General features: G+C 67.8%; 16 protein-coding genes. 8 read left to right on the plus strand and 8 right to left on the minus strand.

Annotated elements, in window-relative coordinates; genetic code table 11:
• Positions 1-16: 16 nt before the first annotated feature.
• The 4 genes from purL (at position 17) to purM (ending at position 5,588) form a co-directional block, all read left to right on the plus strand.
• Positions 17-2,320 carry a phosphoribosylformylglycinamidine synthase subunit PurL gene (purL, locus tag ABDV69_RS11755; RefSeq protein ID WP_343574502.1) on the plus strand — a complete coding sequence of 768 codons (2,304 nt, stop codon included), beginning with the start codon at positions 17-19 and terminating at the stop codon, positions 2,318-2,320.
• A complete protein-coding gene (locus tag ABDV69_RS11760; protein ID WP_343574448.1) occupies positions 2,317-2,724 on the plus strand; it encodes a sterol carrier family protein in 408 nt (135 codons plus the stop codon). The genes purL and ABDV69_RS11760 overlap by 4 nt, the downstream gene beginning before the upstream one ends.
• A gap of 165 nt (positions 2,725-2,889) precedes the next feature.
• Complete coding sequence (gene purF, locus ABDV69_RS11765) at positions 2,890-4,440, plus strand: amidophosphoribosyltransferase (RefSeq protein WP_343574450.1); 1,551 nt, start codon at positions 2,890-2,892, stop codon at positions 4,438-4,440.
• A gap of 65 nt (positions 4,441-4,505) precedes the next feature.
• Complete coding sequence (purM, locus tag ABDV69_RS11770; protein WP_343574453.1) at positions 4,506-5,588, plus strand: phosphoribosylformylglycinamidine cyclo-ligase; 1,083 nt, start codon at positions 4,506-4,508, stop codon at positions 5,586-5,588.
• 35 nt (positions 5,589-5,623) lie between these two features.
• Here purM and ABDV69_RS11775 read toward each other — a convergent pair whose 3' ends face one another.
• A complete protein-coding gene (locus ABDV69_RS11775; RefSeq protein WP_343574456.1) occupies positions 5,624-5,791 on the minus strand; it encodes a DUF3073 domain-containing protein in 168 nt (55 codons plus the stop codon).
• A 134-nt stretch (positions 5,792-5,925) separates the two neighbouring features.
• Entirely contained in the window at positions 5,926-7,008 is a 1,083-nt protein-coding gene (locus ABDV69_RS11780; protein ID WP_343574457.1) for a folate-binding protein YgfZ, read from the minus strand.
• Between the two features lie 113 nt (positions 7,009-7,121).
• On the opposite strand from ABDV69_RS11780, the gene ABDV69_RS11785 reads away from it, so the two are divergent.
• A complete protein-coding gene (locus ABDV69_RS11785) occupies positions 7,122-7,985 on the plus strand; it encodes an aminodeoxychorismate lyase (RefSeq protein WP_343574504.1) in 864 nt (287 codons plus the stop codon).
• Between the two features lie 309 nt (positions 7,986-8,294).
• Here ABDV69_RS11785 and ABDV69_RS11790 read toward each other — a convergent pair whose 3' ends face one another.
• From ABDV69_RS11790 to lmeA, 6 genes are all read right to left on the minus strand, one after another.
• Complete coding sequence (locus ABDV69_RS11790) at positions 8,295-8,867, minus strand: FABP family protein (RefSeq protein WP_343574506.1); 573 nt, start codon at positions 8,865-8,867, stop codon at positions 8,295-8,297.
• A 221-nt stretch (positions 8,868-9,088) separates the two neighbouring features.
• A complete protein-coding gene (locus ABDV69_RS11795) occupies positions 9,089-9,391 on the minus strand; it encodes a DUF1416 domain-containing protein (RefSeq protein ID WP_343574459.1) in 303 nt (100 codons plus the stop codon).
• 2 nt (positions 9,392-9,393) lie between these two features.
• A complete protein-coding gene (locus ABDV69_RS11800) occupies positions 9,394-10,227 on the minus strand; it encodes a sulfurtransferase (RefSeq protein ID WP_343574461.1) in 834 nt (277 codons plus the stop codon).
• Between the two features lie 20 nt (positions 10,228-10,247).
• A complete protein-coding gene (locus ABDV69_RS11805; RefSeq protein WP_343574463.1) occupies positions 10,248-10,709 on the minus strand; it encodes a DUF4395 domain-containing protein in 462 nt (153 codons plus the stop codon).
• A 206-nt stretch (positions 10,710-10,915) separates the two neighbouring features.
• Positions 10,916-11,329, minus strand: coding sequence for a thioredoxin family protein (locus ABDV69_RS11810; RefSeq protein WP_343574466.1), 414 nt, complete (start codon positions 11,327-11,329; stop codon positions 10,916-10,918).
• Positions 11,330-11,378: 49 nt separating this feature from the next.
• A complete protein-coding gene (gene lmeA, locus ABDV69_RS11815; RefSeq protein ID WP_343574468.1) occupies positions 11,379-12,185 on the minus strand; it encodes a mannan chain length control protein LmeA in 807 nt (268 codons plus the stop codon).
• Between the two features lie 198 nt (positions 12,186-12,383).
• On the opposite strand from lmeA, the gene ABDV69_RS11820 reads away from it, so the two are divergent.
• The 3 genes from ABDV69_RS11820 to pstS are packed head-to-tail and all read left to right on the plus strand — an operon-like array spanning position 12,384 to position 15,248.
• A complete protein-coding gene (locus ABDV69_RS11820; protein ID WP_343574471.1) occupies positions 12,384-13,163 on the plus strand; it encodes a response regulator transcription factor in 780 nt (259 codons plus the stop codon).
• Complete coding sequence (mshD, locus tag ABDV69_RS11825) at positions 13,160-14,056, plus strand: mycothiol synthase (protein ID WP_343574472.1); 897 nt, start codon at positions 13,160-13,162, stop codon at positions 14,054-14,056. Before ABDV69_RS11820 ends, mshD begins: the two co-directional genes overlap by 4 nt.
• 52 nt (positions 14,057-14,108) lie before the next feature.
• Positions 14,109-15,248 (plus strand): phosphate ABC transporter substrate-binding protein PstS, encoded by a 1,140-nt coding sequence (gene pstS / locus ABDV69_RS11830; protein WP_343574475.1) that lies wholly within the window; start codon positions 14,109-14,111, stop codon positions 15,246-15,248.
• The last annotated feature ends 7 nt before the right edge of the window (positions 15,249-15,255 follow it).

A 15,255-nucleotide genomic window follows, 5' to 3' on the forward strand; every position in this document is an offset into this window, starting at 1 on the left:
AATCGGGCCACCTAGACTGGTCGCTGTGACGTCTGGGCTCACTCCCGCGATAGATACCGTCGAGCGGGCCGCAGCCACTCCTGACCAGCCGCAACCGTTCCGCGAACTCGGTCTCAAAGACGACGAATACCAGCGAATCCGCGACATTCTCGGTCGCCGGCCGACCGACGCCGAGCTGGCCATGTACTCGGTGATGTGGAGCGAACACTGCTCCTACAAGTCGTCGAAGGTGCATCTGCGGTACTTCGGTGAGACCACCACCGACCAGATGCGGGCCGGTATGCTGGCCGGCATCGGTGAGAACGCCGGCGTCGTCGACATCGGCGACGGCTGGGCGGTCACTTTCAAGGTCGAGTCGCACAACCACCCGTCCTACGTCGAGCCCTACCAGGGCGCGGCCACCGGGGTCGGCGGCATCGTCCGCGACATCATGGCGATGGGTGCCCGGCCGGTCGCGGTGATGGACCAGCTGCGGTTCGGCGCCGCGGACGCCCCGGACACCCGCCGCGTGCTCGACGGTGTGGTGCGCGGCGTCGGCGGCTACGGCAACTCGCTGGGCCTGCCCAACATCGGCGGCGAGACCGTTTTCGACGCCTGCTACGCCGGGAACCCGCTGGTGAATGCGTTGTGCGTCGGGGTGTTGCGCACGGAAGACCTGCACCTGGCGTTCGCCTCCGGTGCCGGCAACAAGATCATCCTGTTCGGCGCCCGGACCGGACTCGACGGCATCGGCGGGGTGTCGGTGCTGGCGTCGGAGACTTTCGGCGGCGACGAGCCCGGATCGGGCCGAAAAAAATTGCCCTCGGTGCAGGTCGGCGACCCGTTCACCGAGAAGGTGCTCATCGAGTGCTGCCTGGAGCTGTACGCCGCCGGTCTGGTGATCGGTATCCAGGACCTCGGTGGGGCTGGATTATCCTGCGCCACATCGGAACTCGCCTCGGCCGGCGACGGCGGCATGGCGATCCAACTGGATACCGTGCCGTTGCGGGCCAAAGACATGACACCCGCCGAGATCCTGTCCAGCGAGTCGCAGGAACGGATGTGTGCGGTGGTGGCACCGGAGAACGTGGACGCGTTCATGGCGGTCTGCCGCAAGTGGGAGGTGCTGGCCACCACCATCGGCGAGGTCACCGACGGCGACCGGCTGCAGATCACCTGGCACGGCGCGACGGTCGTCGACGTGCCGCCCCGAACCGTCGCCCACGAGGGCCCGGTCTACCAGCGGCCGGTCGCTCGCCCGGAGTCGCAGGACGCGCTGATCGCCGACACCTCGGCCGCCCTGAAGCGGCCCGTCTCCGGTGCCGAGTTGCGCGCGACTCTGCTTGCGCTGCTGGGCAGTCCGCACCTGTGCAGCCGGGCGTTCATCACCGAGCAGTACGACCGCTACGTGCGCGGCAACACCGTGCTGGCCGAGCACGCCGACGGCGGCATGCTGCGCGTCGACGAGACCACCGGCCGCGGCATCGCGGTGTCGACCGACGCATCCGGCCGCTACACGCTGCTCGATCCCTACGTCGGAGCGCAGCTCGCGCTGGCCGAGGCCTACCGCAACGTCGCCGTCACCGGCGCCACCCCGGTCGCAGTGACCAACTGCCTCAACTTCGGCTCGCCGGAGGACCCGGGGGTGATGTGGCAGTTCGCCCAGGCGGTCCGCGGCCTGGCGGATGGCTGTGCGGCCCTGGGCATTCCGGTGACCGGCGGCAACGTCAGCTTCTACAACCAGACCGGGACGACGGCGATCATGCCGACCCCGGTGGTCGGGGTGCTGGGCGTGATCGACGACGTCACCCGCCGTATCCCGACGGCGATGGGCACCGAGCCGGGCGAGACGCTGATCCTGCTCGGTGACACCCGCGACGAATTCGACGGCTCGATCTGGGCGCAGGTCACCGCCGACCATCTGGGCGGGCGGCCGCCCGCGGTCGACCTGGCCCGCGAGCGACTGCTGGCCGACGTGCTGAGCGCCGCCTCCCGCGACGGGCTGGTGTCCGCGGCCCACGACCTGTCCGAAGGCGGACTGGCGCAGGCCGTGGTCGAGTCGGCGATGGCCGGTGAAACCGGTTGTCGCATCCTGCTTCCCGAAGGCGCCGACCCGTTCGTCGCGTTGTTCTCCGAGTCGTCCGGACGGGTGCTGGTGGCGGTGCCGCGCACCGAGGAGAGCCGCTTCACCTCGATGTGCAAGGCACGCGGCCTGCCCGCCACCCGGATCGGCGTCGTCGATCAAGGCTCGGACGCGGTCGACGTGCAGGGCTTGTTCACCGTGTCACTGGCCGAGTTGCGCAGCACGTCCGACGGGGTGCTGGCCGCACTGCTGAAATGAGCACCGCCCGTCAGCACGCCGACCCGGCCCAGACCCGCGCCGCCGTGCACGCCATCGAAGCCTGGTTGCGCAACGACAGCCGCCCGGTGCCGAGCCGGGCCGATCTGGGTTCAGCGGTCCGGCTCACCGCGCGCACCCTGGCCGCCGAAGCCCCGGGTCGCAGCGTCGAGGTCCGTGTTGCGCCTTTTGTCGCCGTGCAGTGCATCGCGGGCCCGAGACACACCCGCGGCACGCCGCCCAATGTCGTCGAGACCGATCCGCGAACCTGGCTGCTGCTGGCGACCGGCCTCCTGCAGGTGCCCGACGCGACGACCACCGGGGCGCTGCGCCTGTCCGGTTCGCGGGCCGCGGAGATCGCAACCTGGCTTCCGGTCGTGCGCTTGAGCGATTCCCATCACACCTGAGCAGTGGCTGCTGTGACGTATGTGACATCTGCGTCCTCATGGGGCTGCCGAGCTGCAAAAGTCGCTCATGTCATGCTTCAACACGCGCGATCAATTCGTGGACACGCCGAACGTTTACGTAGACTTCACCGCGTCACCATCCGTTCCCTGGGGAGCCGCCACACTGTGACCGTCCAGCAGTCGATACCCGATGAGAACCCGCCCGGCGAAGAATGTGGTGTATTCGGGGTGTGGGCCCCCGGCGAAGACGTCGCCAAGATGACCTACTACGGCCTCTACGCGCTGCAACACCGCGGCCAAGAGGCGGCCGGCATCGCCGTCGCGGACGGATCGCAGGTGCTGGTGTTCAAGGATCTCGGCCTGGTCAGTCAGGTCTTCGACGAGCAGACGCTGGCATCCATGGAAGGCCACGTCTCGGTCGGGCACTGCCGGTACTCCACCAGCGGCCAGCCGACCTGGGAGAACGCCCAGCCGGTCTTCCGTAATACCGCGGCCGGTACCGGCGTCGCATTGGGGCACAACGGAAACCTGGTCAACAGCGCCGAGCTCGTCACCCGTGCCCGTGAAGCCGGACTGATCAACCCGCGCGCTCCCGGTGCCGCCAATACCGACTCTGACGTGCTGGGCGCACTGCTGGCGCACGGCGCTGCCGATTCCACCCTGGAGCAGGCGGCGCTGGAGCTGCTGCCGACGGTGCGCGGCGCGTTCTGCCTGACCTTCATGGACGAAAACACCCTCTACGCCGCCCGCGACCCGCACGGGGTGCGGCCGCTGTGCCTGGGGCGACTGGACCGCGGCTGGGTGGTGGCGTCGGAGACCGCCGCCCTGGACATCGTCGGCGCATCGTTCGTTCGCGAGATCGAGCCCGGTGAGCTGCTGGCCATCGACGCCGACGGCGTGCGGTCGACCCGGTTCGCCAACCCCGAACCCAAGGGCTGCATCTTCGAATACGTGTACCTGGCCCGGCCAGACAGCACGATTTCCGGCCGGTCGGTGCACGGCGCCCGGCTGGAGATCGGCCGCCGACTGGCCCGCGAACATCCGATCGCGGCCGACCTGGTGATCGGTGTGCCGGAATCCGGCACACCCGCCGCGGTCGGTTACGCGCAGGAGTCCGGCATCCCCTACGGCCAGGGCCTGATGAAGAACGCCTACGTCGGCCGCACCTTCATCCAGCCCTCGCAGACCATCCGTCAGCTCGGAATCCGGCTGAAGTTGAACCCGCTCAAAGAAGTCATCCGGGGCAAGCGGCTGATCGTCGTCGACGACTCGATCGTGCGCGGCAACACCCAGCGCGCGCTGGTCAGGATGCTGCGCGAGGCCGGGGCGGTCGAAGTGCACGTGCGGATCGCGTCGCCGCCGGTGAAGTGGCCGTGCTTCTACGGCATCGACTTCCCGTCGCCGGCCGAGCTGATCGCCAACGCCGTCGAAGACGAAGACGAAATGCTCGAAGCGGTCCGGCATGCGATCAACGCCGACACGTTGGGCTACATCTCGTTGCGGAGTCTGGTCGCCGCGACCGAGCAGCCCACCTCGCGACTGTGCTCGGCGTGCTTCGACGGCAAGTATCCGATCGAATTGCCAAGCGAGACAGCGCTTGGCAAGAATGTGATCGAGCAGATGCTGGCCAACGCCGCGCGCGGGGCCGCGCACGCAGAGATGGTCCCCGAGCTCTCGCCGGAGGTCGAGCAGGCCGCCGTGCTACGGCATCCGTAGTTTTACGTTCCTCTTGCACGAGTGGGAGATACCCGTGCCGGCGTCGACCGGTAGCCTTTAGCGCGATGACCGCCCGCGGAAAAGACCCGGCCACCCCGGGCGCGACATATGTATCGGCCGGAGTCGATATCGAAGCCGGTGATCGCGCAGTCGAACTGTTCAAGCCATTGGCGTCCAAAGCGACCCGACCCGAGGTGGTCGGCAAGCTCGGAGGGTTCGCCGGACTCTTCGCGCTGCGCGGTGATTACCGCGAGCCGCTGCTGGCCGCATCCAGCGATGGGGTGGGCACCAAGCTGGCCGTCGCCCAGGCGATGGACAAGCACGACACCGTCGGGCTGGACCTGGTGGCGATGGTCGTCGACGATCTGGTTGTCTGTGGTGCCGAACCACTCTTCTTGCTGGACTACATCGCGCTGGGCCGTATCGTGCCGGAACGGCTCAACGCGATCGTGGGCGGTATCGCCGAAGGATGTATGCGCGCGGGCTGCGCGTTGCTCGGCGGTGAGACCGCCGAGCACCCCGGCCTGATCGAGCCGGACCACTACGACATCTCCGCCACCGGTGTCGGCGTGGTCGAAGCCGACGACCTGCTCGGACCCGACCGGGTCAAGCCGGGCGACGTCATCATCGCGATGGGATCGTCCGGGCTGCACTCCAACGGCTACTCGCTGGCCCGCAAGGTACTGCTGGAGATCGACCGGGGCAACCTGGAAGGCTACGTGGAGGAATTCGGCCGCACACTCGGCGAGGAGCTATTGGAGCCGACCACCATCTACGCCAAAGACTGCCTGGCCCTGGCCGCTGAAACTCAGGTCCGCACCTTCTGTCACGTGACCGGCGGCGGGCTGGCCGGCAACCTGGAGCGCGTCATCCCGAACGGCCTGCTCGCCGAGATGGATCGCGGAACCTGGACGCCGGCGCCGGTGTTCGCGATGATCGCTCAGCGTGGCCGCGTCTCGCGAGCCGAGATGGAGAAGACGTTCAACATGGGCGTGGGCATGATCGCAGTCGTCGCTCCCGAAGACACCGACCGCGCGCTGGCCATCTTGACCGCCCGGCACTTGACCTGCTGGGTCCTCGGCACGATCAATAAAGGCGGAAAAAGCGGTCCGCGAGCGAAACTCGTCGGACAGCACCCCAGGTTCTAGATTCGGCCCGCCGGTCAGGCGAGCCGCGTAGCGCCCTAGCGGCGGACGTCGTTCCAGGGATCGTCGCCCTCGGACTGGTCCGCGTCGTCACCGTCGGAACCGGACAGCTCGCGCTGCAGCCGATCGAAATCGGTCTGCGGTGAGCTGTATTTCAGGTCTCGAGCGACCTTGGTCTGCTTCGCCTTAGCCCGGCCACGGCCCATTGGGGGAACCCCCTCGCGCAATAACGGAGCGGCCCACGAGTAGGCGGCTCCGATCTCTTGTCTTTATTGTCCTGTCGATAGTTTAGCGTGCCCGGTGGCTGTGCGCGGTTGCGCCCCGCACGGTTCGACGGCCGTCATCGGGCTGCTCCCCGCAATCGCTCGACGGCCACCCGACCGGCGCCCGGCCCGTCGAGCGCCGGCAGCGATCCGGCGTCGATCATCGCCGCCGCGTCGGTGTCGCCGCCGGTGCTCAGGGCGGTGTCGGCGGGTATGCCGCGCTTGAGCAGCGCCAGCGCCACCGGTCCGAGGTCGACGTGTTCGACGACCGTTCCCAGCCGGCCCACCGCGCGGCCGCCGGCTGATACCACGTCGCCGGTGACCGGCCGGTCCACCGACCCGTCCAGGTGCAGCAGCACCAGCATCCGCGGCGGCTTGCCCAGGTTATGCACCCGGGCGACGGTTTCCTGACCGCGATAGCAGCCCTTGTCGAGATGGACGGCCCCGCCGATCCAGCCCACCTCGTGCGGGATGGTGCGTTCGTCGGTGTCGACGCCGAGCCGTGGACGCAGCGCCGCCACCCGGTGGGCCTCGTAGGCCCAGACTCCGGCCGGGCGCACCCCGGCGCTGGTCAACCGCTGTTGCACGGCGGCGGACCGACTCCGGTCGACCACCACGTCGAGCTCGATCTGGCCCGGGCTGGCCTCGGTCAGCCGGCGGACAAAACCGCCGCCGCTCAGCGGCATCGCGGTCTGTTCGGCGGGCAATGCGTCGACGCCGAGCGCGCCGAGCACTGCCGGGTCCGCGAGCTGCGGCCCCAACAGCGACAACACCGCCAGGTCGGCTCGGGCCGGCGTCACCTGCGACCAGAACACCATCTTCTGCAGGTATGCCAGCAGCGGTTCGCCGCGCCATGGTTCGGTGTCGAGATAGGTGACGCCGTCGAGCTCGGTCTGAACCCAGTGGTCTTCGACCCGGCCCTGACCGTCGAGGCTGAGATTCTGCGTGCTGGCACCGTCCGGAAGTTCGCTGACGTGCTGGGTGGAGATGCTGTGCAGCCAGGTCTGCCGGTCGGCGCCGGTCAGGGTGAGCACACCGCGATGCGACCGATCCACCAGAGCGGCAGCGGTTTCGGCGGCGCGCTGTTCGCCCAGCGGGTCGCCGTAGTGCCAGATCGCGCCGGCGTCTGGGCCGTTTTCGGGTACGGGAACAGCGAACACACACCAACTCTACGGGCCCGCGGACTCGACCCTATGGTGGTGACCCGCGGCGACCGGCTGCGCCGCTCTGGCGATCACCACTAGTCTTTCCCTCCATGACTGGCCATCCGGGCGTGATCGTGACGCTCGACGGCGAGGTGCATCCGCCGGGGACACCGCTGTTGTTCGCCGACGACCTCGCCGCGGTGCGGGGCGACGGCGTCTTCGAGACGCTGCTGGTCCGCGATGGCCGTGCCTGCCTGGTCGAAGCGCACCTGAACCGGCTCCGCCATTCGGCGAAGCTGCTCGAGCTGCCGGACCCGGACCTTCCCGCGTGGCGGCACGCGATCGACCTGGCCACCAAGCAGTGGGTGGGCGATACCGACGACGAGGCCGCGATGCGTCTGGTCTGCAGCCGAGGCCGTGAGCGCGGCTCGGCGCCAACCGCGTACGTCACGGTGAACCCCGTCGCCGACCGGATCGCGGCGGTCCGCAAAGACGGGCTGGCCGCGATCACCCTGCCCCGCGAGTTGCCGTCGGCCGGCACCGAGCACATGCCGTGGCTGCTGGCCGGCGCCAAGACGCTGTCGTACGCCATCAACATGGCTGCGCTGCGGCACGCGAACCGCCAGGGCGCAGGCGACGTCATCTTCGTCAGCTCCGACGGCTACATCCTGGAAGGGCCACGCTCGACGGTTGTGATCGCCACCGCCGGTGAAGACGGCAGCGTGTGCCTGCTGACCCCGCCGCCCTGGTATCCGATCCTGCGCGGTACCACCCAGCAGGCCCTGTTCGCTGTCGCTCGCGTCAAGGGCTACGACTGCGACTACCGCGCGCTGCGTATTGCCGATCTGCTTGCCGCACAGGGAATTTGGCTGGTATCAAGCATGACGCTCGCCGCTCGCGTGCACACCCTCGACGGCCGGGCTCTGCCGCGCGCGGCCTTGACCGCGGAATTCGCCGAACTGGTCGACGCCGCGATCGTCAGCGATCGCTGAAATCGGTTGTCTCCGGTGACGCGCAACGGTACCTTCGCCAGTACACAGGAGAGGAGGTGGTCCGAGAAATTGATAGCTCATTGGACGTGTGAGGTGGCTGCCCGCTAGCAGCACCTGGCTGGAAAGAACCAGCAGCACTGCGCTGGCGAATTCCCTGCAGTCACCCGGCCCCCGAGCCTCCGGTTTGTCCACCCTGGAACTAACGGCTCGGGGGCTGCCCCCTTTCCAGGGCAGCCAGGCCAGGGCAGCCGGGCCAGGGCAGCCAGGCCAGGGCAGCCCGCAAACGTCCTCTCCGGCACCGATATCGCGTCAGCCGACAAAACGCGACAGCCGCGCCGACAGATGCGGAACCAGCCCGCCGTCGGCGTCCACCCGCTCTTCGACGTAGGCCAGATCGCCACCCTCGACGATCCCGTAGAGCCGCTTGGCCCCGCCGACCAATACGCCCGACCGGCTGCGGGCCAGCGCGTCGGTGGCCAGCTCCCACGACGACTGGTTGAGCGGGCGACCGTAGAACAGCTCGACGTAGCCGGCGGAGTGCGCCAGCAGCAGTTCGATGGCCTGCGACTCGGACGGGTCGTCGGGTTCGTCGACGAAGCGCCAGTAGCCGGTCTCGCGCAGGTCGGGTGCCTCGTACTCACCGGCGCCGCTGACCCGCCAGGAGCGGGACTCCCAGTTCAGGTAGTCGCCGCCGTCATGGGAGACGACGATCTGCTGGCCGAACCGATAGTCGCCGTCGGCCCCACGGCCTTCGCCTTCGCCGCGCCACACGCCCACCAGCGGAAGCAACGCCAGCAGCGCATCGTTCAGGTTGGCGCCCTCGCGCAGGTTGGCCGTGTCCGCGGGGATCGGCAAGTCGTCGAAGCCCGGGACGTTGCGCATCGCCGTCGCCTTCGCGCGTTCGGCCGCTGCGGCCACCGCGCTGTCACCGGAGCCCGGCACGCTAACCGCGTCGTCGGCGTCAGAGTCGTCGGCGATCACGATTCGTCGGTGATTAGCCGATACAGCGTGTACAACGCGAACCAGGAGATGAACACGACGGCCGCGACGAGCATGATCTCGAAGAACAGAATCACGATGATGAGTCTAGTTCGACGGACCGGTCACGCGACTTTGACGTCGACCTCGTGGATGCCGGCCCCCCGCGGCTCGACGATCGCGTCGCCGTTGCCGGCGGCCGACAGCGCACGCAGCGTCCACGACCCGGGAGCGGCGAAGAACCGGAAGTCGCCGGTAGCCGATGCGACGACCTCGGCGGTGAACTCGCCCGAGGAGTCCAGCAGTCGCACGAATGAACCGCCCACGGCCTGACCGCGATGGTCGACGACCCGGCCGGTGATCACCGTTTCCTTCTCCAGGTCGACGCTGGCCGGCAGAGTCTGTCCTTGCTTCGGCGCAGAGCACATAATTAGCTTCCCAACTCGATTGGGGCTCCCACCAGGGAGCCGTATTCGGTCCAACTGCCGTCGTAGTTCTTGACGTTCCGGTATCCGAGCAGTTCCTGCAAAACGAACCAGGTGTGCGACGAACGCTCCCCGATTCGACAGTAAGCAATCGTTTCCTTCGATCCGTCCAGTCCGGCGTCGGCGTAGATCTTGGTCAGCTCGTCGTCGGACTTGAAGGTGCCGTCGTCGTTGGCGGTCTTGCTCCATGGCACGTTGATGGCGGTCGGGATGTGACCGGGCCGCTGGCTCTGCTCCTGCGGCAGGTGGGCCGGCGCCAGGATCTTGCCGGAGAACTCATCCGGCGAGCGCACGTCGACCAGGTTCTTCTCGTCGATCGCGGCCAGTACCTCGTCGCGAAAGGCCCGGATCGAGTTGTCGGCGGGCTGCGCGACGTAGCTGGTGGCAGGCCGACTCACCGCGTCGGTGGAAAACGCCCGACCGTCGAGTTGCCACTTCTTCCGGCCGCCGTCGAGCAGCTTGACGTCCTGGTGACCGTACAGCGTGAAGTACCAGTAGGCGTAGGCGGCGAACCAGTTGTTGTTGCCGCCGTAGAGCACCACGGTGTCGTCGTTGGCGATGCCGCGGTCGCTGAGCAGCTTGGCGAACTGCGCGGCGTCGACGAAGTCGCGGCGGACGGGGTCTTGCAGATCGGTACGCCAGTCCAGTTTGATCGCCCCGGCGATGTGACCGTCGTCGTAGGCGCTGGTGTCTTCGTCGACCTCGACGAAGACCACGTGGTCGGCATCGAGATTGCTCTGGGCCCAGTCCGCGGAGACCAGGGCATCGGAGCGTGCCATATGGATGATCCTTTCGATCGCTATGAGGTGCTGTGGACCGGCTTCAGATGCGCCACCAGCGGGTAGAGCTGGCAGCCCAGACAGATGCCGAAGGCTGCATTGAGGAAAGCGGCGACCAGCGCCGCCGCGGTGAGCACGACGCCCAATAGTGCGGCGCCGGTGCCGAATCCGATCGCGGCCGGGGCGGCGAAGATCAACCCGACCAGCTGAGCGAACTTCAGCGGGGGAACGGGCTCACGCTCGCGTACCGGGCTCAGCCGCGGCGCGACGAGCGTGGCGAACACCCGGCCGTACGGGTGGCGCCGGGGCCCGGCAGAAGCGCCGATCGCGAAGACGACGGACTGCACGCTCAGGATGACGGCGGCGGCCGGCGAGTTCACGCCGGACACGAGCAGGGTGACGACCAGCACCGCGGTGGTGATCCAGGCCGCGAAGCGCGGTCCCCGGACGTCGACCTGATCGGGGGTGTTGGTGTTGGACATGATGCTGCTCCTGAATTGCTCTATCCACGACTTTGTGGCGGCGCGCCACGGGGGTTTGGTTGCTCCGAGCGCGGCGCGAGAAGGCGCGGCTACTCAGCAGCTACAACAGCAACAGCCCGCAACGCGGCGCAGCACAAGTGCGCGGCGCTGGGTGAGCATCAGCTCGACGCGGGCGGACACGTCGCTCAGCTTACCCAATGGTGTCGTCATGAAGCCAACAGCGGTGCCAGCGCCGACCGCAGGTCGTCGGCTTTCGGCACGCCCGTGGTGCGGTACTGCTGCCGGCCATCGGCGTCGAAAATGAACGTGGTGGGCAGCGAGAGCACCGAAAGACGCCGTGCAGCGCCCGGATTGGCGTCCATATCGATCTCGACGTGTGCAACCTGCCCGAGACCGTCACACACCTGGTCGACCACGCGGCGCACCTGCGTGCAGGGCCCGCACCACGATGCGCTGAAATGCACGACGGTGGGCCCCTCCGAGGACAGGCCCAAGCCGGTGGTGTCGACATCCTCGGTGGGATCGATCGCGCGAACAGCACCCGACCGGCGGGTCATCAGCCAGCCGACGCTCCCGGCCCCCACCAGCGCTGCGAGAACCGTCACAACTGCCGTCGTCATCGGCACCGCTCCTGCGCATTGCTGCGCGCTGCATCGTCGCCGGCGCACGTCATGCCCGGTTGAACCCGTCGAGGGTGATCGTTAATCCCGTCGCTATACCTTCGATGATCACGTCCGAGCCGCGGGCGCCCTGGGTGGTCGGCGCCACGCCGAACGGCAACTTCTGATCGGGCAGTTCGCCGGCGAACGCGGCGAGCACCGCGTCGCGCTTGTCGTCCGGCACGCTCTGATTGGCAGTGTTAGGCCCGGTGAGCATACCGGTGGGGGTGAACACCAGCGTGGTGTTGTCGTCGCCGGCCATCGACAGGTCCACGGCGACGCTGACGCGTTTGTCGAAGTGGGCCGCCAGCGGGGTGCCGCTGAACACCAGGTCATGGCTGCCGGAGATGCCGGATTCGGTGGTGCCGCCGCTGGCGGTGTTGGTGTCTTTGGCCGGCGCCTCGACGATCAGGTCCCGAATGCCCAGGTAGCGGCCTAGATGCAGCGAGTCGATGATGATCCGGCTCTCCAGCTTGCCCACCGACAGCTTGGCATTTGGCCTGATCAGCCAGGACGCGTCGGTCAGGTCGACCGAGTGCATGGTGGCCTCGAGGGTGGCCTTTCCGATCACTGGTCGCTCGACTGCGGTGGCCTTGATCTCCACGTCTTCGTAGTTGTGGCGCAGCGCCTGCGCGACGAGCGGGACCGCAATGATCGCGACGAACGGGTCGAAGCCCAGGTGGGCCTGCTCCCGTACCACCCGCGCCAGGCGGTACTCGGCGTAGATGCTGGTCCCGAAGTCGGCGCCGACGACCGCCAACAGCACCAGCACGACCGCCGACAACACCGCGGCCACTGCGACCAGCGCCTTACGCATCCGCACATTGTGGCCTACCTGCACGTCCGGACGCGCATTGTCACCGTGGTCGCCGCGGGTGATTTGATGGCGCGCCTCCTCCTCAGACCGTGCCGGTCTGCATCGTCGCCGCGCGAACGACCTGGTTGCAAGCTATCGTTTAGTGACCTGGCCGTTAAACTTCGTATCTCTCGATGAATTTTGGGAGACGCCTTTCCCATGAAAGCTGGAGGGGCTTGCTTGGACCTGTTGCTGCTTACCCCCGAGCCGAATCCGGATGTCGTTTTGCCGTCCTTGTCGTTGCTCGCCCACAACCTGCGCACCGCGCCGCCCGACGTTTCGTCGTTGCTGGAGGCCGGCAGCGCTGACATCTTGATCGTCGACGCGCGGCTGGACCTGCCGGCAGCGCGCGGACTCTGCCGGTTGCTGGGTTCCACCGGCCGGTCGATCCCGGTGGTGGTCGTGGTCCACGAGGGCGGGTTGGTGGCCGTCAACGCGGACTGGGGGCTGGACGAGATCCTGCTGCCCGGCACCGGGCCCGCCGAGATCGACGCCCGGCTGCGACTGCTGATCGGCCGGCGAGGCAACCTGCAGGACCACGAGGGCGTCGGCAAGGTGAGCCTCGGTGACCTCGTGATCGACGAAGGCACCTACACCGCCCGGCTGCGCGGTCGTCCCCTCGATCTCACCTACAAGGAGTTCGAGCTGCTGAAGTATCTCGCCCAGCACGCAGGCCGGGTGTTCACCCGCGCTCAATTGCTGCACGAGGTGTGGGGTTACGACTTCTTCGGTGGCACCCGCACCGTCGACGTGCACGTGCGGCGGCTGCGCGCCAAGCTCGGACCGGAGTACGAGGCGCTGATCGGCACGGTCCGCAACGTGGGTTACAAGGCTGTCCGTCCGGCCCGCGGCAGACCGCCCAGTGCCGTGTCCGACGATGACGAGGCCGACGCCGACAATCACCAAGAGACGTTGGCCGACCCGCTGCACCGCCAGTGACGGCACCGCAATGGCGGGTGTCACTCGATCCTGACGAGCAACGGCAAATCCGCGAACTTATCACTGCGGCAACAGATTTCGATGCAGTCGCACCCGTCGGCGAACAGGTGCTGCGCGAGCTGCCGCAGGACCGAACCGAGCATCTGCTGGTCGCCGACGGCAACAGCGTGGTCGGATACTTGAATCTGTCCGCGGAGCCGCGAGATGGATCCGCGATGGCCGAGCTGGTGGTGCATCCGGATGCGCGACGACGCGGTATCGGCGCGGCGATGATCCGGGCTGCGCTCTGCAAAACCGATGAGAAGAATCGTTTCTGGGCACACGGCACCCTGGATCCGGCGCGTGCGACCGCGTCGGCGTTGGGACTGTCGGCGGTTCGGGAACTCGTGCAGATGCGCCGTAGCCTCGCCGGGATCGCAGAGCCCGCCGTGCCAGACGGCGTACGCATCCGGACCTACGCCGGTGCTGCCGACGACGCAGAGCTGTTGCGGGTCAACAACTCTGCTTTCGCAACGCACCCGGAGCAGGGCGGCTGGACCGATGCCGATATCGCCGAGCGGCGTGCCGAGCCGTGGTTCGCTCCGGAGGGGCTGTTTCTGGCGTTCAGCGAACAGACCGGCGCGCTGTTGGGTTTCCACTGGACCAAGGTGCACGCGCAAAAAAGCGGCCTCGGTGAGGTCTACGTCGTCGGTGTCGACCCGGCGGCCCAAGGTGGTGGTCTGGGTGGCGTGCTGACGGCGGTGGGCGTCGCCTACCTGTCCCGCAGGCTGGCCGCAGAGCCGAGTCCGACGGTGCTGCTCTACGTCGAATCGGACAACACTGCGGCGGTGCGCACGTATCGCCGCCTGGGGTTTTCCCAGTACAGCGTAGACACCGCCTATGCGCGGGTCTGACGTGTTCGCCTGGCGTTTACTGTTCTGGCGGGTGCCGGCTTATACCCGACGCATGCTTTCGCCGGCGGACAGCATCCTCGAGGAAGCGAGATCGGTGCGGCTCCACCCGGTGCGCACTGTGCTGGCGGTCGCAGCGATCGCGGCGGCCGTGGCCACCGGCTGCGGTAGCGATAACAACCTGCACGGTCTGTCGGTGCCGGCTGACCCGGTGAACTGCGGCGGCAAATCCGACCTGACCGCCGAGGGCTCGACCGCGCAGCAGAACGCCATTGCTCTGTTCAACATGGACTGGTCGCAGCTGTGTCCAGGTAAGCAGTTGGCGTACAACCCGACCGGCTCGGGCGCCGGGCGCGAGCAGTTCATCGCCAAGCACGTGGACTTTGCCGGATCGGACTCGCCGCTCACCCACGAGCAGATCGGTCCAGCCGCCGCTCGCTGCAACGGAAATCCGGCCTGGCAACTCCCGCTGGTGTTCGGGTCGATCGCGGTCGTCTTCCACCTGGACGGGGTCACACAGCTCGTGGTCAACGCCGGCGTGCTGGCCGAGATCTTCAGCGGCGGAATCACCAATTGGGGCGATGCGGCGATCGCCAAGCTCAATCCCGGCCGGTCGTTGCCGAATATCAGAATCACCCCGATTTACCGCTCGGATTCCTCGGGCACGACCGACAACTTCCAGGAATACCTCGGCGCGGCTGCCCCGGACCGTTGGACCCGCGGCGCCAGCAGCGAATTTCAGGGCGGCGTCGGTGAAGGTGCGCAGAAGTCTGCCGGGATCATCCAGGCGGTGCACTCGGTGCCCGGCGCGATCGGCTACGTCGAAGAAAGCTTTGCCGATCACAGCGGCGTGCCGTATGCACAGATCAACGACGGTAGCGGTCCGGTCGCGCTCACCGATGACTCGGCGCGCACGGCCATCGAGGGTGCCACCTTCGCCGGGGTCGGCAACGACCTGAAACTCAACCTGAATTCGATCTACCGCACCCGGGCGGCAGGCGCCTATCCGCTGGTGCAGGCCACCTACGAGATCGTCTGCTCCCGGGGCTATGACCCCGCGACCAGCGCCGCGGTGAAGTCGCTGCTGACCGTCGCCGTCGACGACGCCCAGGGCGGACTGTCGAGTGCCGGCTACATCCCGCTGCCGGACAAGCTCAAAAAGCGCCTGCTGACGGCGATCAACGCGATCGAGTGACCGGACG

The organism is Mycobacterium sp., from assembly GCF_039583785.1.
Taxonomy (GTDB): Bacteria; Actinomycetota; Actinomycetes; order Mycobacteriales; family Mycobacteriaceae; genus Mycobacterium.